Source organism: Arthrobacter sp. SLBN-122 (assembly GCF_006715165.1).
Taxonomy (GTDB): domain Bacteria; phylum Actinomycetota; class Actinomycetes; order Actinomycetales; family Micrococcaceae; genus Arthrobacter.
The window spans coordinates 352,022-371,082 of sequence record NZ_VFMS01000001.1; the positions used below are offsets into that span (position 1 = coordinate 352,022).

Here is a 19,061-nt window from a genome sequence, read left to right on the forward strand (position 1 = left end):
GGGGGTGGAGTGCTTACCTGGACAGGACGCCAAGGCGTGTCTTGAAGGAGGGATCAAGGGTCTTCTCGACGCCCTTGATGTCCTTCCCGGCCACCAGCAGCTGGGAGCCCTGGAGGAGCGGCAGGGTGGAAAGGTCCTTCGCCACCGCAGACTGGACGTCGCCAAGCAGTTTCTGGCGTTCGGTCTTGTCAGGCGTGGTGAGCTGCTTCTGCACCAGGTCCGTGACGGTCGGGTTCTCGTAGTGGTTCTTCAGGAAGTTGCCGGGGATGAAGAACGGCGTGAGGTAGTTGTCAGCGTCGGAGTAGTCCGGGAACCAGCCCAGCTGGTAGACCGGGTAAGCGTCTGCGGTCCTGGCCTTGGAGTACGTCACCCATTCCGTGGACTGCAGGTCCACGGTGAACAGGCCTGACTTCTCCAGCTGTTCCTTGACCATGGCGTATTCGTCACCGGAGGACTTGCCGTAGTGGTCCGGGTTGTACTGCAGCTTCAGGTTGACCGGACCGGTGACTCCGGCGTCTGCCAGGACCTTCTTGGCCTTGTCCAGGCTCGGTTTGCCGCTGCCGTCCCCGTACATCTCCTTCATCGGCTGGGTCGCGCCGGGCAGGCCGTCCGGGACCACCGAGTATGCGGGCACGTAGGTCCCTTTGTAGACCTGGTCGGAGATCGCCTGGCGGTCCACGATGTCAGCCATGGCCTGCCGCACTGCAAGGGCCTTGGCGGGGTTGGCTTCGGGCGTCTTGGCGCCGAAGGGCATGGTGTCGAAGTTGAAGACGATGTACCGGAGCTCGCCACCCGGGCCCTTGTAGACCTTGACCTTGGAGTCCTTCTCCAGGTCAGCGGCGTCGGTTGCTGTCAGGCTGCGGCCGGCAACATCGATATTGCCGCCCTGGACGTCCAGCTTCAGGTTATTGGAGTCGGCGTAGTACTTAATGACGGCGCTGTCATTCGATGGCTTGCCCAGCAGCCCGCTGTAGTCCGGATTGCTCTTGAGGCTGACGAGTTCGTTCTTCTTGTAGGAATCGATGGTGTAGGGGCCGGCGAAGGGCTTGCCGGAAACAATGTCCTCATCGCTCATCACTTTGTCGGCGGGGAAGACCTCCTCGTCAATGATCGGCCCCGTGTTGGTGCCCAGGACGCTGGGGAACACCTGGTCGTTGCCTGCCTTAAGGGTGAACACCACCGTGGTGTCATCCTTGGCCTCGACGGACTTGAGGTTGGACAGCAGGGACGACGGTCCGTTGGGGTCGTTGATCTTCACCACACGGTCGTAGGAAAACTTCACGTCCGAGGCAGTCAGTGCGTGGCCGTTGGCAAACTTCAGGTTGGGTTTCAGCTTCACGGTGAACTCTGTGGGCGTGGTGAAGGAGGCCGATTCCGCGATGTCCGGGCTGACCTCGGCCGCACCGGGCTTGGAGTTCATCAGGAAGGGGTACACCTGGTTCATTACCAGGAACGAACCTGCGTCATAGGAGCCGGCGGGGTCGAGGGTTACGACCTTGTCCGTTGTGCCGAATGTGATGGCGCCGCCGCCGGCGCTGCCGCCGGTGGACGTTCCGCCGCCTCCGCCGCCCGATGGCCCGGTGCAGGCTGTCAGGGCCAGGGCGGAGATGCCTGCCAGCGCGATGGCGCGGTGCAGGGCCGTTGTGCTCTTGATCATCTGTGAACTTTCTGTCCGATGAGTACGTGCGTGCCGGGCGCATGGCTTATGTACCCCTGCTCCGGCGCGCAGTGCTGATCCCTAGATTCAATCAGAGAGTCAGCCCTCAGGACGGCCAATTCTGTGAGTTGAAACACAAAATTTATTTCTTTGGTACCCCTGCCCACTAAGCGGACAGCGGGTGCAGGCATCCCGGCCCAACAGAGCCCGCTGCACGCCAAAGCACCGGCCCGGTGATGGCCGGGACGGTGCTTTGGATGGTACGGGTTAGAGCGCGGCGCGCTGGAGCGAGCGGGCGGCGTCGATGGTGGCCTGGCCCAGTACCCGGCTGCCTTGGTAAAGCACCACTGTCTGGCCGGGGGCCACCCCCCGCAGGGGCGTCGCCAGCCGGACCACCAACTGGCGTCCTGCTTCACCCTCGGTGGCGGACTCCACCCAGGCAGTGGCCGGGACCGGATCCCCATGGGCACGGACCTGCGCATGGCACTCGAATTCAGCTCCCGTTTCCACTTCGGCGATGGGAAGCCCTGCCCAGGAAACCTTGATGCCGCGGATCTCGTCGATCGCCAGGAGCGCCTCGGGCCCCACCACCACCTTGTTTTCCTTGGGCCGGATTTCCAGGACGAACCGCGGCTTGCCGTCGGCGGCAGGAGTTCCAAGCTTGAGGCCACGCCGCTGGCCGACGGTGAATGCGTTGGCGCCGGGGTGCTCCCCCACCTTCGCGCCCGTCTCATCCACGATGTCGCCGCTGGTCATGTCGATCTTTTCGGCAAGCCAACCGGCCGTATCGCCGTCGGGAATGAAGCAGATGTCATGGCTGTCCGGTTTGTTGGCCACGGACAGGCCGCGCCGTTCCGCTTCTGCGCGCACCTCCGCCTTGGATGGGGTGTCCGCCAGCGGGAACATGGAGTGCTTGAGCTGTTCATGCGTGAGGACGCCAAGGACATAGCTCTGGTCCTTGGCCCAGTCCGCGGCGCGGTGCAGTTCCCGGTTGCCGTCGGCGTCTTCGATCACCTTGGCGTAGTGGCCGGTGCACACGGCGTCAAAGCCCAGGGCAATGGCCTTCTCGAGCAGGGCGGCGAACTTGATGCGTTCGTTGCAGCGCATGCAGGGGTTGGGCGTCCTGCCGGCTGCGTATTCATCGATGAAGTCCTGGACCACGTCTTCCTTGAAGCGCTCCGAGAAATCCCACACGTAGTAAGGGATGCCCAGCACGTCGCAGGCACGCCAGGCGTCCCGGGAGTCCTCGATGGTGCAGCAGCCGCGGCTGCCCGTGCGCAGGGTGCCGGGCATGCGCGAAAGGGCAAGGTGGACGCCGACGACGTCGTGCCCGGCCTCCACCGCGCGGGCGGCGGCAACAGCGGAGTCCACTCCGCCGCTCATGGCTGCTAGTACTCGCATGCTGGCTTTCTGTTGAGGGATGGTGTCTTCCGCTTCCGGGCCGGACCGCCGGCGGGAAACGATCTTCGCCTATCTATTCTACGGTGGCAGGCAAATCAGTGATCCGCGTACAGCCGAACCACGCATGGGGAACTACCCGGCCATGCCGGTTCACGCGCCGTGCAGCGCCTGCCGCGCCACGGTTCCCGCGGTCTGGATCGAGGACTCGTGTCCGGCCATGCCGGCCTGGCGTGCCCGCGCATAAGCCTCCGGCAGCGCCTTAAGCAGGGCATCGACGTCGGCCTCGGTGGAAGCGTGCCCCAGGCTGAACCGCTGGGCTCCGCGCGCTGTCTCCTCGTCCAGGCCCATGGCCAGCAGCACATGGGATGGCCGCGGCACGCCGGCTGTGCAGGCCGAGCCGGTGGACGATTCGACGCCGGCCAGGTCAAGGAGGAACAGCAGCGAGTCCCCCTCACAGCCCGGGAAGGTGAAATGCGCATTGCCCGGCAGCCGGCCGGCCCCGGGTGCACCGCGAAGGACCGCTTCAGGGACGCATCCGCGGATGCCCTCGATCAGGCGATCACGAAGTGCGGCGACCCGCGCGGCCTCAGTCTGCAATCCGGCCGTAACAGCCTCTGCGGCGGCAGCGAAGGCAGCGATCGAGGCCGTGTCCAGGGTGCCGGAGCGGACGTCACGTTCCTGCCCGCCGCCGTGCTGCACCGGTGTCAGTTTGACCGCCCGGCCCAGCAGGAGTGCGCCCACTCCCACCGGGCCGCCGATCTTGTGCCCGGAGACGGACATGGCGTCCAGGCCCGAATCCTTGAAGTGCACCGGCACCGAGCCGAAAGCCTGGACGGCGTCAGAGTGCACCGGGACGCCGGCAGCGTGGGCCATTTCAACGACGCGGCGGATGGGCTGGATGGTGCCCACCTCGTTGTTGGCCCACATCACGGTCACCAGGGCCACGGCCCCCGGATCCCGGGAAAGCTCGGCCTCGAGGGCGTCGAGGTCCAGGAGACCATCGCTGTCCACCGGCAGCCAGGCCACCTCAGCGCCTTCGTGGCGTTCAAGCCATTCCACGGTGTCCAGCACCGCGTGATGTTCGACGGCTGAGCAGAGGATGCGGCGGCGCTTTGGGTCTTCTGCCACGCGCGACCAGTACATGCCCTTCACTGCGAGGTTGTCCGATTCCGTGCCCCCGGAGGTGAAAATGACCTCCGAGGGATGGGCTCCTGCGGTCGCGGCAATGATCTCGCGCGCATCCTCGACGGCACGGCGGGCCCGGCGTCCCGAGCCATGCAGCGACGACGGATTGCCCGTGCGCGCCAGTTCACGCGTCAGGGCGGCGAGCGCCGCAGCCGAAAGCGGAGTAGTGGCGGCATGGTCGAGGTACGCGGGCATCCCCCAATTCTATCGCGGCCTGCCGCTGCATCCGCGGCGGGAGCGTCAGTCCCCGCCGGTGATCCTTGCGCAGCATTGACCGGGTCCGGCAGCCGGGGCAACACGCTCTTCCGCACTGCCGCAGCCCACCGCGGCCCCGCGCAGGAAAGCGCCGTTCATGTCGCATACCACTGCCGTATGAGAACGCGAGAGCCGGTGGAACGGGCAGTTGGGAAGCAGGTAGCCGCCTTCACCGTCCTGCTCTGGCTGGTAGCCGGCTTCGGCCAGGAATTCCTCCAGGCCGCCGGCAGCTTCTGCCAGCTCCCGGCCTTTCCGGAAGGCGGCCGCACGGAGCGATTCACCGACGGGGGCGCCGCCGGCCAGGGAGGCTTCGATCGCCGCCGCCATGAGTTCCCCGGCGAGGTCATAATTCCGGTCAGGCACTGATGCGCCGACCTCGCTTCCCACCGGCCGGTACATCTTGGCGGGGCGGCCAGACCCCGGCCCTGCCCTCCCGGCCGGCTTGTGGAACTCCACAGCCAGCAAGCCGTCCTGCACCAACCTGTCCAGATGGAAGGAGACGGTACTCCGGGGCATGCCTGCAGCCTCAGCCACTTCGTCCCGCCCCATCGGTCCTGGCGCTGCAGCCACCAGTTCGAAAAGCTGCAGCCTCTTGGCATCCGTCAGCGAGGCCACGGCAGCAATCCTGTCAGCCCACGGAAGTCGGTACATGATGTCCACCAATCAAAATCCAAAGTCAAGATCTATTGATTATAGAACCTTCCCTTTCTAAAATTGGCATACCTACTTTTAGAAGGAGAGCACCATGAAATCAACATCGGCAGTGCAGGCCCGGAACGCAGCAACAGCCATGCCGGCGGCGAGGCAGGCGTTCCTGCTGCTGCGCACTGTCTTTACCATCGCACCGATCCTTTTCGGTTTGGACAAGTTCACCAACATCCTCACTGACTGGACCATGTACCTGGCGCCCCAGGCCACCGCCGTCGTACCACTGGCACCCCAGACCTTCATGTACATCGTGGGCGTTGTGGAGATCATCGCCGGCATCGTCGTGGCTGTGCGGCCGAAATACGGCTCGCTGCTGGTGGCGGCCTGGCTGGCAGGGATCATCATCAACCTGCTGCTGCTCGGGAGTTTCTACGACGTGGCCCTGCGGGACTTCGGTCTGCTGGTTGGCGCGCTGGCCCTTAACCGCCTGTCGAGGGAAAACAGCCGAACCGCTGCGTGAATCAACCTCCGTTTGGCGCTGTCCCTGATAGCGCCAAACGTTAGCTGAACAAAGACCCGCCGGCAGCTGAGCCCTCCAGCCGCCGGCGGTTTTGCGCGCGCCATGCGCAGCCTCAAGCGGACGGCGGCAGCAGCGGCAGGTAGCGAACCACGTCAAGGCGGGCGGAAGCAAGCGTTGCAGGGTCCGGGCAGGACACCGATATATAGGCAGAGGATTGCGCGGCCCCAAAGACCCTTGCCAGCACGGCAGTGGACCGTCCGCCGGGAGCTGACTGTTCAAAGGCCAGCACTTCCACGTTCTTCCCGGGAGCATCGGGGGTACCGCCCCACTGCAACGTTTGTGTCTTCAGGTACGAGGGCTGGATGGTGGGGTCCAGGTACTGGAACAGGGCGAGGGAAGATTCCCGGTCCCCACCACGTACCAGCGGAGCCTGGCCCGTGCTGACCCTCGCGGCAACAAGGCAGCCATCCGTTTTGGCGAACTGGCTGGCGCCCGACACGTTCTCCTTGACCAGCTTCCAGCCAGGCGCGTCTTTCAGCCCGTCCGAAATGCCTACCGGCACCCCTGGCGCCAGGGTGCCGCCGGCAGCAAAGGGCAGGTCCCGTCCCGCCACTGCCGCCGCATCGTATCCCGGGGTGATGGTGGGCCTGGACACAACGGGTGTGCCTGCAGGGGCAGCAGTCACGGAAGGATCCCGCACGTCCACGCTGCAGCCGGCCAGAAGCACCGAACCCAGGGCGGCGGCGGTGAGCAGCACCGCCCGGTTCCCTGCCCTTCCGGCCCGTCCCGCCGTCGTCGGCATATCCTTCTCCACTCCGTCACTCCCCCTCCGGCCGCTGTCCGGCGGCGCAGCACGAGTCTAGACGGCATCCCGCGGGAACCCGGAAGCCCTGGGCGTTCGTTGTTACGGCAGACTGCCATCCGTGCGGGCTGGACTGTGCTGGCTAAACTGGGCGGGCACTTTGCTTCCCCTGCGGAGATTTGAAGAAGCCGCGCATCAAGAAAAGGAACATCTTGACCGAGAGCAGCAGCTCCCACTACCAGGTCCTTCGCGTGGCCGTCACCGCCACCGAAAAGGAAATCAAGGTGGCTTACCGGCGCGCTGCCAGGACGGCCCACCCGGACCACGGGGGCGACGCCGCAACCTTCCGCCGCGTGACCGCTGCCTACGAGACCCTCATCGATCCACAGCGCCGTAAAGCCTACGACCGCACCTATGGCGCCGGTCCGGTCCGCGGCATGCCGTCCGACGACGGCGCCCACTTTGATGCGCCCGCCGCCGGAAGCCGGGCATTTGCCACCGTCCGCAGGCCGGACAACGACAGGAACACCGCGGGAGACCCGCCGGTGTACGTTCCGCCGTACGGGGAAGGCAGCTCCGAAGTCCCCCTTATTCCCCTTGCCCAGGCGCGCCAACAGGTGCACGGCATGCCGCGGAAACGGGGGATCTTTGGGGCCGAAGCCCGCATCCAGCGCGAAATGCGGACCGTGCAGCTGCTGACCCGGCAGGTGCTGCCGAACATCCCGGCCGCCCGGCTCATCAACGGCCTGCAGTCGCCCGCTGACAACAATCACATCGACCACGCGGTCCTGTCCGGCTACCGGCTGGCCCTAGTGAACTCCATGCTCCTGCCCAAGGGCGCCTACGCCTGGGACGGCCGGACCCTCAACCACGGCGGCCGGGCGGTGGCACCGCCGCAGCTCGCCCGGGTGGTGTGGGCCATGCAGGACATCTTTCCTGAACTCAACGTCACTGGCTGGACGGTGGTGCACAGCCCGGACGGCAACCTCCATGAACCCGTAATCGACCACCACCGGCGCCCCGCGGGCGCGCTGGAGACTGTGCAAATCGTCAACGCGGCGGGCATGGTGCGCGGCCTCAAGGAATTTCTCACATCAGGCCCGGCCCCCAACACGGTGAACGTCCCGGTCCTTGCCAGGTTGCTGCGAGGCATGCACTGAGCCTGGATGGCTAGGATGGGGAGGTGTTCCGCATCCTATTCCATGCCCCAGAAATCCCCGGCAATACCGGAAACGCCATCCGCCTTGCCGCAATCACCGGCGCAGAGCTGCACCTCGTGGAACCCCTGGGCTTCGACTTCTCCGATGCAAAACTCCGCCGGGCGGGCCTTGACTACCATGACCTCGCCGTCGTCACGGTGCACAAGTCGATCGACGACGCCTGGCGGCACCTTCAGCCCGAACGCGTCTACGCCTTCACGTCGGACGGCACCACCGGCTACACGGACATCGCCTACCAGCCCGGCGACGTGCTGATGTTTGGCCGCGAATCGGTGGGGCTCCCGGAAGAGCTGAAGAACGATCCCCACGTGACAGCCACCGTGCGCTTGCCCATGCTGCCGGCCCTCCGTTCGCTGAACCTTGCAAACGCCGCCTCGATCGCCGTCTACGAGGCCTGGCGGCAGCAGGGCTTTGCCGGGGCCAGGCTTTAGGAAGCCCCGGCCGAACAAATTCTTCACCCGCTGTCCCATCCACCCCGCCTCCGGCATCGAATGACTCTTGACGACATTCGGAGCGGGGCAAGGAGCGGCAGGTGACTCTACTGGAGGCAGGGTGCCAGCAGACGGGCCGCAGCCGGAACGGCACTGCTGAGGATTCGCCGCCCGGAGACTTATGCTTGGAATTAATGGAAAATCCCAACGCGCCAAATTCCGAGGGCTCCGCCGCGGTGACTGACCCACCTGCAGACCTCAGCCAACGCCTCTCGGTCCTGCTGGCGGGTATTGCCCGCGGGGACCAAGCGGCCTTTGCCGAGTTTTACCAGCTGACCTCCCGCAGGGTCTTCGGCATGGCACGGCGCGTCCTGATCGATCCCGAACTCAGCGAGGACACCACGCAGGAAGTCTTCCTGCAGGTCTGGCAAAACGCGGCGAAGTTCGATCCGCAGGCAGGCAGCCCGCTGTCCTGGCTGATGACCATCTCCCACCGGCGGGCTGTGGACAAGGTGCGGTCGTCACAGTCCTCCACCGACAGGGAAGCCAAGTACGGGGCCAGTACCCAGGACATCGACCACGACAGCGTGTCAGACGAAGTGGGCAGCCGGCTGGAAGCCGAGGCGGTGGTCCGCTGCCTGGGGACGCTGACCGAAACACAGCAGGAATCCGTGCGCCTGGCCTATTACGGCGGCCTCACCTACCGGGAGGTCGCGGAACGGCTGAATGCGGCGGTGCCCACCATCAAGTCCCGCATCCGCGATGGACTGATCCGTTTGAAGACCTGTTTGGGGGTGAGTTGAGATGAGCGGAATGGATGAAGCCCGCAACGGCGGTTCGGGTTCCTTCGGCGACACTGTCGCCATGGACCTGGCCTCAGGCCGCGCCGTGGACCTGGCCGAGCTTTACGCCCTCGATGCTGTCACGGAGCAGGAACGCGGCGCCATTGACCTCTATATCTCCACGGCCCCGGAGGCGGAACGCCAGGCCTTCTTCGAGCGCGTCCGGCAGTCCCGCGAGGCGCTGGCCCGCACCTTCCGGGTGGAGGAGGCGCCGCCGTCGGACCTCTTCGACCGGATCTTGGCGCAGTTGCCTGCCCAGTTCCCCGGGCAGGACAGACTGCCTGGCGGAGGTGCGCCGGCACCAGCCGGAACCAGCGCTCCAATGCCTCTTCGCGTCGCTCCCGGCGGGCCGGACGCACGTGACGAGCTGGCGCATGCCCGCAAGCGGCGGGAGGAACGGCGCGGCCCGTCCGGCGCCCGGCGCTGGCTCATTGGCGTGGCGGCCGCCGCAGCCATCGCGCTGGGCGGCGTGGGTGTGGGCGCCTACATGGCCGACCAGAACGACCCCGTCAACCAGGTGGCCAGGGCCGGGGACCTGCGCGAGGCTTCCGTGAACGTTATAGGCGGCGGCAAGGCCACCCTCCTGATTTCAGCGTCGGAGGACGCAGCCGTGGTGAAAATGAGCGGCGTGCCCGCTCCCCCGGCCGGCAAGGTGTACCAGATGTGGCTGATCCCCAAGGACGGCTCCGCGCCGGTATCCCAGGGGCTGATGGACGAACAAGCCCTCTCCAAACCGGCAGTGGTCCAGGGAATCCACTCGGCTGCCTCATTGGGGATCACCGTTGAGCCGGCCGGCGGGTCCAAGGCGCCTACGCTGCCCACGGTGGCGGCAGCCCCGCTTGGAGCCTGACCCGGCAGCAACACCGGCACCAACGCGCCCATAAAGAGAACGGATCGCCCCCGGCCCCTTCCGATGGAAGGAACCGGGGGCGCTTTCCTGCCCTAGAAACCTGCGATTGTCCCGGGCCCGTTGACTGCCACAACGTGGAAGGCTTCCGCGCTGCGCCCGTCCGGCAGCCCGGCCCGGGCGGCGTTGAGCCGCATCCCTTGCCGGACGGTGGCTTCCATGGCGTCCACGTCAGGATGCTGGCTGACGTGGACGTGGATGGCTGCCAGTTTCGCATCCACCTGGGCGGTGACGTCCACGAAGTGGTTTTCCCGTTCTTCCGGGCCGGCATACAGCCACAGCCATGGCAGCTTGTAGGCCGCCAGGCCGGCTTCGGCCAGCTCCGGGTAGGCGAAGGGGTTTTCGAGCGCCGGATACACGGCGCGGGTTACGGCTTCCCCGACGGCCAGGTGGTCGGGGTGGCTCTTTTGGATCCGCTGCCAGTTCCGTTCAGGATGCATGGCCAGGACGACGTCGGGACGGAGTTCGCGGATCAGCCGCACCACCGCTTTCATCACCTCGTGCGAGGGCTCGAGGTACCCGTCCCGCTGGTGGAGGTAGTGGATGTCGGTAACGCCCACGAGTCCCGCGGCGCGGCGCTGCTCGGCGTCGCGCATGGCGATGATGTCCGCGCGGTGGGCGGGGTTGAAGCCGCCCGCGTCGCCGTCGGTCATGATGCAGTAGCTGACCTCCACGCCTGCCGCCGTCCACGCGGCGATGGTGCCGGCGGCGCCGAAGTCGATGTCGTCAGGGTGGGCTGCAAAACAGAGCACCCGCCCAACCCGGTGCATTTCCGGGTTGAACGGGCTCCCTGCCTGCCCGTGGGAGGCAGTCAACGATTCAGCCTTTTCGCTTCTTGATCTCGGCTGCGGCCTGGGGAAGGACATCGAATACGTCACCGATGATGCCGAAGTCCGCAATTTCGAAGACCGGGGACTCGGCATCCTTGTTGACGGCGACGATGACCTGGGATGTCTGCATGCCGGCTTTCTGCTGGATGGCGCCGGAGATGCCCGCGGAGATGTACAGCTGCGGGGAAACTGTCTTGCCCGTCTGCCCCACCTGGGCGTCGTGGCTGATCCAGCCTGCGTCCGTTGCCGCACGGGAGGCGCCCACGGCGGCACCGAGGGCATCGGCCAGCTCCTCCACGGGACCGAAGTCGCCGTCCATGCCGCGTCCGCCGGCAACCACGATCCGTGCATCCGTCAGGTCGGGCCGGCCGCTGGCCACCTTCTGCTCGCGGGCTGTGATCCGGGCAGCGGCTGCCACTGCGGGAACATCCACGGTGGCCGTTTCGGGGGTTGTAGGCGCAGGGGCAGGTTCCGGGATGACGTTGTTGGCCTTCAGGGTCAGCACGGAAACCGGGGTGGTGGCCTTGCAGGCGGTGCTGTAGGAGCCGGCCAGGACGGACTTGTGCGCGGTGCCGTCACCGTCCACGGCGACGACGTCGGTGATCACCCCTGCGTTCAGCCGAATCCCCACGCGTGCTGCGATCTCCTTGCCTTCCGGCGAGTTGTCCAGCAGCACGATGCCGGCGCCGCTGGCCTCTGCCGCGGCGGCCACGTAGGCGGCCTTGGGTGCAACCAGGAAGTCATCCAGGTCCTGGGCGGACGGGCGCAGGATGTTTCCCACGCCGTACTCGGCGAGGGTGGCAGCGACGCCGTCGGAAAGATCCCCGTTGAGTGCCACGGTGCTTCCGCCCAGAGAGCGCGCCAGGGTCAGCAGCTCAAGGCTGCTCTTCTTGAGCGATGCGCCCGGGTTGTCGATAAATACGAGTACTTTTGCCATGTCGATGTCCCTCTTAGAGCAGCTTCTGGGCGGCCAGGAAGTCAACCAGCTTGATGCCGGCGTCGCCCTCGTCGGTGATGATGGTGCCTGCGGTCCGGGGCGGCCGCTGTTCGGCGCTGGCCACGCTGGTCCAGGAGCCGGCGAAGCCCACCTGAGCGGGGTCGACGCCGATGTCGGCCAGGGACAGAGTGGTGATGCTCTTGCGCTTGGCCGCGATGATTCCCTTGAAGTTGGGGTACCGGGGCTCGTTGATCTGGTCCGTCACGGATACGACGGCAGGCAGCGGCGCCTCGACGGTCTCCGAGGACGTGTCGGCGTCGCGGCGGGCCGTCAGCCGACCGCCGTCGACCTCCAGCGTGGAGGCAAAGGTGACCTGGGGCAGCCCGAGCCGTTCGGCCAGCTGTGCCGGGACCAGGGACGTTTCACCGTCGGTGGAGGCCATGCCGGTGAGGACCAGGTCCACGCCGCCGAGGTGCCGGACCGCTGCGGCGAGTGCCAGCGAGGTGGCTGCGGCGTCCGAACCGGCCAGCGCGTCGTCGGTCACGTGGACGCCCTCGGTGGCGCCCATCTGGAGGGCCTTCTTGACGGCGTTGACAGCTCCGGAGGGGCCCATGCTGAGGGCGATGACCTGGTTGCCCGCCTTGCTTCCGCCCCTCGCCTCGGCCAGCTGCAGCGCTGCCTCGAGGGCGTATTCGTCAAGCTCGGACAGAATGCTTTCGTCGCGGTCCACGGTGTTGCCCGCACCGTTCAGGTGGCGGTCGAACTGGGCGTCCGGTACATGTTTGACCAGGACTACGATCTTCAATGTCTCTTCCACTGTGTTTACAGCAGCCTTCCATGCTTGTGGACAGCCAGCCGGGTGGGTCATGGCCGCGGAATGCCCGGCAGGCGGGTAGCTCCTAGCTAACCATATCGGCGTGCCCCCGCGCCCTCTTCCGTTAACGCCTGTGTCAGGCCGCCGCCGAGAGACAGCATGACGACGGCGGCGCCCCCCTTGGGAACGCCGCCGTCGTTATTGCTGCAGGGTGGTGCTGCCGGACGTCAGCTGGCCGCCGCACCCAGGGTGACGTCGAACGTCTGCTCCTTGCCGCTGCGCTGGACCGTGATCTTCACAGTGGAGCCTGCCGGCTGTTCACGGACCGCGGCCGTCAACTGGTTCGGTTCGCCGATGGTGAGGTCGTTGAACTTGGTGATGACGTCACCAACCTTGATTCCGGCCTTTCCGGCCGCCGAGTTGGGGTCAACGGTGGCGACGTCGGCCCCCACCGAGAATTCGGAGGATGCGCCGGATGTGGTCTTGGCTTTGACGCTGACGCCCAGCTGGCCGTGCGAGGCCTTGCCGGTGTCAATGATTTCCTGGGCCACGCGCTTGGCGTTGTTGATGGGGATGCTGAAGCCGACGCCGATGTTGCCGCTCTGCGAGGAGGACGTCCCGGATCCCGCGGAGGCGATGGCGACATTGACTCCGATGATCTCGCCCTTGTTGTTCACCAGGGCGCCGCCGGAGTTGCCGGGGTTGATGGCCGCGTCAGTCTGGATGACGTTGATGGCGATGGAGCCCTCGCCCGAGCTTTGCTGGCTCTGGCCGCCGCCCGGGGGCGCGAACTGGAAGCCCTGGTCGCCGCCCTGGCTGTTGTCACCGCCCTCCGGTGCTGCAGACGATGCGACGCTGATGGTCCGGTTGAGGGTGGAGACGATGCCGTCCGTAACGGTTCCGGTCAGGCCGAGCGGGGATCCGATGGCGATGGCGGTATCCCCCACGTTGAGCTTGCCGGAATCGCCAAGGGTGGCAGGGGTGAGGCTTGAGGTGTCGTCCACCTTGATGACGGCGAGGTCGGACAGGGGGTCGGTGCCTACCAGCTTTGCCGGCAGGACCTTTCCGTCGCTGGTCCGGATTTCCAGGGTGGCGTTGGCAGTCTGGCCATCGAGGGTCACCACGTGCGTGTTGGTCAGGATGTGGCCCTGGTCGTCGAGGACGATGCCCGAACCGGTGCCCCCTGAACTGCCGCTGCTGGCACTGATGGTGACAACGCTGGGCGAAGCCTTCACAGCCGCTGCGGTGATGGCGTTGACGTCGTCCTTGTTGTTGACGATGACGGTCCCGGGCTGGCTGTTGCCGGTGACGGTTGACGTGCTGGACCCGGTGTTGCCGAACAATTCGCCGGCACCGACCGTGGCCACGCCGCCGCCGACGAGGCCTGCTGCGAGGATGCTGGCCACGAGGGTCCCGACGCCGAAGCTCGCCTTCCGCCGGGGCGCGTCCTTGGGGTTGGGTGCCAGGCCGACGCTCCCGTTGGGTGTGCCGTGGCCTTCACCGTGCAGGGGCTGGCCGTTCTGCTGCTGGCCGTAGTATCCGGACTGGCCGTAGAACGGCTGCCGCTGCGGGTACACCGGGCGCGGGGCCCCCGGCAACTCCTGGGTGTGGTTTTCACGCGGCTGCGGCTGGTCCAGTCGCTCTGTGTGGTTCTGGTAGGCCGCGTGGTTCTGCTGCTCCCCGCTGCTGTTCCCATACTGAGGGGCCGCCTGGCGGTCTCCGGGCTGCTGCTGGTCCTGCCGCTGCGGATCCTGCTGCTGCCACGGGTTCCTGCTGCCCCCGTGGCTGTCCTCCGGGACCGGTCCTGGGGTTTGATTCTCAGTCATGGGACTTCCTTTCATCCTCGTCTGCCATTAACTATGTACCGTTCCGCTGGAACAAGCTCGGATGTTTGCTGGGAGCTTCCTGAACGCAAGGGTGCTGGCCGCCCGGCTGGGCGGCGTTTCGCTGGGGGCATATTCGGCCGCATGGACTGGCTGTGGGGTGCACCATAGAATCAAGATGAATTGCCACAGCGACCTGCGGCTTCACACCAAGCGTGGGGGCGCTGCTGGATTCGACGACTGATTCGTCCCGAATCGGTGTCAGGCGTGCTGAAGGGTTGCACATGCGGTCAAAGTTCAAACGTATCCTCGCCGTGATCGGCCTTGCCGGATTGCTGGCGGTACCCGCCGGCGCCGCGTGGGCCGAAGACCCGGTCAAGATCCCGTCGGGCACCAACATCGTGGATGACGCCAATGTCCTGGGCGGCCGGAAGGGTGAGGTCCAGGACGCCATCCAGAAGCTGTTGAAGGACCACAAGTACAACCTGTACGTGGTCACGGTGAAAACCTTCACCAACCCGACCGACCCAGCCCAATGGACGCAGAAAGTAGCTGAGCTGAAGAGCATGGGCAGGGCCGATGCCGTCCTGGCAATTGCTGTTGATGACGGCAAGTTCAACTTCGCCACGAATTCGAACAGCCCTATCCGGTCCAAGCAGGCCAACATCAGCCAGAACGCAGTCACGGCCAACCTCGCTGGCGGCAAGCGCGATTTCGCGCAGGCCGCCATTGATACTGCCTCCGCCATTGGCGATGCCGCCGGCGGCGGCAGCGGCAACGTGTCATCCGGTGACGGCGCCGGCGCCGGCGTCCTGGTAGGTGCGGGTGTGGTGGTGGCCGGAGGCGGCGCGTACCTCTACTACCGGAACCGCCGGAAAAAGGCTGCCGGCCAGGACGCATCCAGCGGCAGCTATGGGCCCCAGGGCGCCGAGCTGGACCCGCTGGCGTCACTCAGCGTTGAGGAACTCCGCCGGAAGAGCGGTTCCCTGCTGATCGAGGCGGATGACGCCATTAAGACCAGCGAGCAGGAACTAGGCTTCGCCCAGGCGCAGTACGGCGATTCCGCCGTCGGAAATTTCACCAAGGCACTGGCCGAGGCCAAAGCCCACATGACGGAGTCCTTCAAGCTGCAGCAGCAGCTCGACGACCATATTCCGGACACGGAGGAGCAGCAACGGACCTGGCTGGGCGAGATCATCCGCCGCTCCGAGGCCGCCCTGGCATCCCTCCAGGAGCAGAAGGCTGACTTCGATTCCCTGCGTGAGCTGGAGAAGAACGCACCTCAGGCCCTTGCCGCGGTCAACGCCGGAGCCCGCGAAGCGGACGCCAAGATCGCCAGTGCGGAGCAGTCCCTGGCCACTATGCGGTCCAAGTACGCGGACAGTGCGCTGACGCAGGTCTCGGACAACATCGTCCAGGCCAAGGAACGCCTCGCCTTCGTGCAGAACGCGTCCGAAACCGCGCAGCAGAAGCTCGGTGAGGGCGAGAGCAGCCTCGCAGCAGTGGCCGTACGCGCGGCCGAAGAAAGCCTGCACCAGACCAACGTCCTCCTGGACGCCATCGCCAAGGTGGCCACCAACCTCGACGAGGCCCGCAACGGCCTCGAAGCCTCGGTGGTGGACATCTCCCAGGACCTGGCCCAGGCAAAGGCCATGATCCAGTCCGGCGCCCATGCCGAGCTGGCCGGGCCGGTAGCCGCGGTGGAGGCCGCATTGGCCCAGGTTAGGAGCGAAATCCAGGGCGGAAAGATCGACCCCATCGCCACCCTGCAGCGGGTCGAAACCGCCCACCAGTCCCTGGACCAGGCCCTGACCGGGATCCGGGACCAGCAGGAGCAGGCGCGGCGCGCGCAGGCCTCGCTGCAGCAAACCATCATGTCCGCCCAGGCGCAGATCAGTGCCACGTCCGACTACATCACGGCCCGCCGCGGCGGAGTGGGCACCGAGGCACGCACCAGGCTTGCTGAGTCTCAGCGCAACCTCGACTATGCGCTGTCCATTGCCCGCACGGACCCTGTCACCGCGCTCACCTACGCACAGCAGGCGCATGCCCTGGCAGCGCAGGCGGCCCAACTGGCCCAGGCCGACGTCGAACACTTCGACGGCTACGCCAACCAGGGCTACGGCCGCGGCGGCATGTTCGGCGGCGGAGGCGGCGGTGGACTGGGCGGTGCCATTCTGGGCGGCATCCTGATCAACTCCATCCTCAACGGTGGCCACGGCGGCTGGGGCGGCGGCGGTGGCTGGGGCGACGGCGGAGGAGGCGGTGGCTTCGGAGGCGGTGGGGACTTCGGCGGCGGCGATTTCGGCGGCGGAGACTCCGGCAGTTTCTAAGGACTTCCGCCGGAACACGCCGGAGAACCCCGGCGGGCGGACAGAAGCAGTACACCACTGTTCACGGACGTCAGTGGTCAACAAAGAGCAGGACGAAAGGCAAACACCATGGTTAAGCAGTCCATTTTCGGCCGGATCGCACAGCTGGCAAAGGCGAACATCAACTCTTTGCTGGACAACGCCGAGGATCCGCAGAAGATGCTGGACCAGATGGTCCGCGACTACACCAACAACATCGCCGAAGCAGAGTCCGCGGTGGCGCAGACCATCGGCAACCTCCGCATGCTGGAAGACGACTACAACGAGGACGTCAAGAACGCGCGCGACTGGGGAAACAAGGCACTGGCCGCCTCCCGCAAGGCTGACGAGTTCCGCGCGGCCGGCGACGTTGCCGACGCCGAGAAGTTCGACAACCTGGCAAAGGTGGCCCTTCAGCGGCAGATGTCAGCTGAGAACGAAGCCAAGGGTGCGGAGCCGAGCATCGCCTCCCAGCGCGAGGTGGTGGACAAGCTGAAGACCGGCCTGGACCAGATGAAGAACAAGCTCAACCAGCTGACCAGCAAGCGCAACGAACTGGTGGCCCGGTCAAAGACGGCAGCGGCGCAGTCCCAGGTGCACGACGCCATCAAGAGCATCGACATCATGGACCCCACCAGCGAAGTAGGCCGCTTCGAGGAAAAGATCCGCCGCGAAGAGGCCAAGGTCCGCGGACAGGAGGAACTTGCAGCGTCCAGCCTGGACGCGCAGTTCAACCAGCTGGAGGACCTGGGCGAGCAGACCGAGATCGAGGCCCGGCTGGCCGCGTTGAAGTCCGGCGGCGCCAAGCCTGCCCTCGGTGCCGCCGGTGCCGCGCAGTCCGAGTCGACCGTTGAGGAAGCTGACTTCGACAAGCTCTAAAGTCAGCTGCCTTGCACAGGCAAACCAGGCGATGGCCGGGACCGCGGTCCCGGCCATCGCCATGTCCACAGTGTGTAGCGTGGTCCCATGACCTCCCTTGAAGAGACCGCCCTGGTCTGGCTCCGCGACGACCTTCGCCTGGACGACAACCCCGCGCTGAATGCCGCCGCCGCGCTGGACCTGCCGCTGACGGTGGTCTACGTCCTGGATGAAGAATCTGCCGGCATCAGGCCGCTGGGAGGCGCAACCCGATGGTGGCTGCACCACTCGCTGCAGGCCTTGTCCTCCGCTCTCGAGGCCCGCGGCTCGCGCCTGCTCCTTCGCCGTGGGCCGGCCGGGCCGGTGATCAAGGAAGTGGCAGCGCAGACCGGGGCAGCGCACCTCTTCTGGAACCGGCGATATGGCCAGCCCGAACGAAACATCGACGCCGCCCTTAAGTCGTGGGCCGCGGAAAGCGGCCTGGAGGCGTCAAGCTTCCAGGCAAACCTCCTGTTCGAGCCCTGGACGGTCAAGACCGGCTCCGGCGGGCCCTATAAGGTGTTCACGCCCTTCTGGCGGGCATGCCTTGCCGGCCAGGAGGTCCGCGACCCCTTCGCGCCTCCCTCCGTGATCCCGGGACCTCCGCTACCAGGCTGCCTCCAGACAGGTGACGACCTCGACAGCTGGCGGCTCCTCCCCTCCTCCCCTGACTGGAGCGGCGGCCTCGCCGCCACCTGGACCCCCGGGGAGGAAGGCGCACACCACCGGGTGGACGACTTCCTGGACGGACCCGCCGGGGAGTACGGAACCGGGCGGAACCTGCCCGGCACCGAGGGAACCAGCCGCCTGTCACCCCACCTGAGATTCGGCGAGGTCAGTCCGTTCCGGGTGTGGCACGGGATCCGCCGCCGCTATCCGCAAAAGGTGCCTGCCGACGTCGGGATTTTCCGCTCCGAGCTTGGCTGGCGCGAATTCTGCTGGCAGCTGCTGTACAACAACCCGGAACTCGCCACCCGCAACTACCGGCCCGAATTCGACCGGTTCGCCTGGCAGCAGCCGGGCAGGAGTGAGCTCGAGGCGTGGCAGCAGGGCCGTACGGGCTACCCCCTGATCGATGCCGGGATGCGGCAGCTCTGGCAGACCGGCTGGATGCACAACCGCGTGCGGATGGCTGCGGCCTCGTTCCTGGTCAAGAATCTACTGACTGACTGGCGGGTCGGAGAGGAATGGTTCTGGGACACCTTGGTGGACGCCGACGCTGCCAGCAACCCGGCCAACTGGCAGTGGGTGGCCGGCTCGGGCGCGGACGCTTCACCGTACTACCGAATCTTCAATCCGGTCACCCAAAGCAAGAAATTCGACGCCGTCGGCCGGTATCTGCGCGAGTTCGTCCCTGAGCTCGCGGGCCTCGACAACAAATCCATCCACGAGCCCTGGAAGACGGGGGTTCCGGATTATCCCGAACCCCTCGTTGAGCTGCCGGAGTCCCGGGAACGCGCGCTGGCAGCGTACCAGCAGCTCAAGGACGGCTGAGCCGGCCCCCGGCTGTACCGCCCCTCTCCTGCTCTGCGCAAGGCTGA

17 protein-coding genes are annotated in these 19,061 nt (G+C 66.3%); 8 read left to right on the top strand and 9 right to left on the bottom strand.

The annotated features are described in order from the left end of the window. Window positions 1-13: 13 nt before the first annotated feature. The 4 genes from FBY36_RS01560 to FBY36_RS01575 all read right to left on the bottom strand — a co-directional run bounded on the left by FBY36_RS01560 (window position 14) and on the right by FBY36_RS01575 (window position 5,149). Window positions 14-1,657: an ABC transporter substrate-binding protein gene (locus tag FBY36_RS01560; RefSeq protein WP_142117026.1), complete on the bottom strand. Its 1,644-nt coding sequence runs from the start codon at window positions 1,655-1,657 to the stop codon at window positions 14-16. Between the two features lie 267 nt (window positions 1,658-1,924). Then, window positions 1,925-3,058, bottom strand: a complete 1,134-nt coding sequence (gene mnmA, locus FBY36_RS01565; RefSeq protein WP_142117027.1) for a tRNA 2-thiouridine(34) synthase MnmA — start codon at window positions 3,056-3,058, stop codon at window positions 1,925-1,927. Between the two features lie 150 nt (window positions 3,059-3,208). Continuing rightward, a complete protein-coding gene (locus FBY36_RS01570; RefSeq protein WP_142117028.1) occupies window positions 3,209-4,438 on the bottom strand; it encodes a cysteine desulfurase family protein in 1,230 nt (409 codons plus the stop codon). Window positions 4,439-4,483: 45 nt separating this feature from the next. Next, on the bottom strand, window positions 4,484-5,149 hold the full coding sequence (locus FBY36_RS01575; RefSeq protein WP_142117029.1) for a helix-turn-helix transcriptional regulator: 666 nt from the start codon (window positions 5,147-5,149) through the stop codon (window positions 4,484-4,486). A 94-nt stretch (window positions 5,150-5,243) separates the two neighbouring features. Between FBY36_RS01575 and FBY36_RS01580 the strand changes: the two genes are divergently transcribed. Further along, window positions 5,244-5,666 (top strand): hypothetical protein, encoded by a 423-nt coding sequence (locus FBY36_RS01580; protein WP_142117030.1) that lies wholly within the window; start codon window positions 5,244-5,246, stop codon window positions 5,664-5,666. A 112-nt stretch (window positions 5,667-5,778) separates the two neighbouring features. Here the strand turns inward: FBY36_RS01580 and FBY36_RS01585 are convergent, their stop codons facing one another. Next, a complete protein-coding gene (locus tag FBY36_RS01585) occupies window positions 5,779-6,480 on the bottom strand; it encodes a hypothetical protein (RefSeq protein WP_327436685.1) in 702 nt (233 codons plus the stop codon). Between the two features lie 200 nt (window positions 6,481-6,680). On the opposite strand from FBY36_RS01585, the gene FBY36_RS01590 reads away from it, so the two are divergent. The 4 genes from FBY36_RS01590 (at window position 6,681) to FBY36_RS01605 (ending at window position 9,811) form a co-directional block, all read left to right on the top strand. Beyond that, complete coding sequence (locus FBY36_RS01590; RefSeq protein WP_142117031.1) at window positions 6,681-7,628, top strand: J domain-containing protein; 948 nt, start codon at window positions 6,681-6,683, stop codon at window positions 7,626-7,628. 23 nt (window positions 7,629-7,651) lie between these two features. Then, complete coding sequence (locus FBY36_RS01595; protein WP_142117032.1) at window positions 7,652-8,119, top strand: tRNA (cytidine(34)-2'-O)-methyltransferase; 468 nt, start codon at window positions 7,652-7,654, stop codon at window positions 8,117-8,119. 194 nt (window positions 8,120-8,313) lie between these two features. Beyond that, window positions 8,314-8,922 (top strand): sigma-70 family RNA polymerase sigma factor, encoded by a 609-nt coding sequence (locus FBY36_RS01600; protein WP_142117033.1) that lies wholly within the window; start codon window positions 8,314-8,316, stop codon window positions 8,920-8,922. A 10-nt stretch (window positions 8,923-8,932) separates the two neighbouring features. Continuing rightward, entirely contained in the window at window positions 8,933-9,811 is an 879-nt protein-coding gene (locus FBY36_RS01605) for an anti-sigma factor (protein ID WP_142122433.1), read from the top strand. Between the two features lie 92 nt (window positions 9,812-9,903). Here FBY36_RS01605 and FBY36_RS01610 read toward each other — a convergent pair whose 3' ends face one another. From FBY36_RS01610 to FBY36_RS01625, 4 genes are all read right to left on the bottom strand, one after another. After that, window positions 9,904-10,683, bottom strand: coding sequence for a PIG-L deacetylase family protein (locus FBY36_RS01610; protein ID WP_142117034.1), 780 nt, complete (start codon window positions 10,681-10,683; stop codon window positions 9,904-9,906). 4 nt (window positions 10,684-10,687) lie between these two features. Continuing rightward, window positions 10,688-11,635: an electron transfer flavoprotein subunit alpha/FixB family protein gene (locus FBY36_RS01615; RefSeq protein WP_142117035.1), complete on the bottom strand. Its 948-nt coding sequence runs from the start codon at window positions 11,633-11,635 to the stop codon at window positions 10,688-10,690. 13 nt (window positions 11,636-11,648) lie between these two features. Then, window positions 11,649-12,440, bottom strand: coding sequence for an electron transfer flavoprotein subunit beta/FixA family protein (locus FBY36_RS01620; RefSeq protein WP_142117036.1), 792 nt, complete (start codon window positions 12,438-12,440; stop codon window positions 11,649-11,651). Between the two features lie 236 nt (window positions 12,441-12,676). Beyond that, window positions 12,677-14,275, bottom strand: a complete 1,599-nt coding sequence (locus FBY36_RS01625; protein ID WP_142117037.1) for a trypsin-like peptidase domain-containing protein — start codon at window positions 14,273-14,275, stop codon at window positions 12,677-12,679. 281 nt (window positions 14,276-14,556) lie between these two features. Between FBY36_RS01625 and FBY36_RS01630 the strand changes: the two genes are divergently transcribed. The 3 genes from FBY36_RS01630 to FBY36_RS01640 all read left to right on the top strand — a co-directional run bounded on the left by FBY36_RS01630 (window position 14,557) and on the right by FBY36_RS01640 (window position 19,014). Next, window positions 14,557-16,605 (top strand): TPM domain-containing protein, encoded by a 2,049-nt coding sequence (locus FBY36_RS01630; protein ID WP_142117038.1) that lies wholly within the window; start codon window positions 14,557-14,559, stop codon window positions 16,603-16,605. Window positions 16,606-16,713: 108 nt separating this feature from the next. Next, window positions 16,714-17,502 carry a PspA/IM30 family protein gene (locus tag FBY36_RS01635; protein ID WP_142117039.1) on the top strand — a complete coding sequence of 263 codons (789 nt, stop codon included), beginning with the start codon at window positions 16,714-16,716 and terminating at the stop codon, window positions 17,500-17,502. An 87-nt stretch (window positions 17,503-17,589) separates the two neighbouring features. Continuing rightward, entirely contained in the window at window positions 17,590-19,014 is a 1,425-nt protein-coding gene (locus FBY36_RS01640) for a cryptochrome/photolyase family protein (RefSeq protein WP_142117040.1), read from the top strand. The last annotated feature ends 47 nt before the right edge of the window (window positions 19,015-19,061 follow it).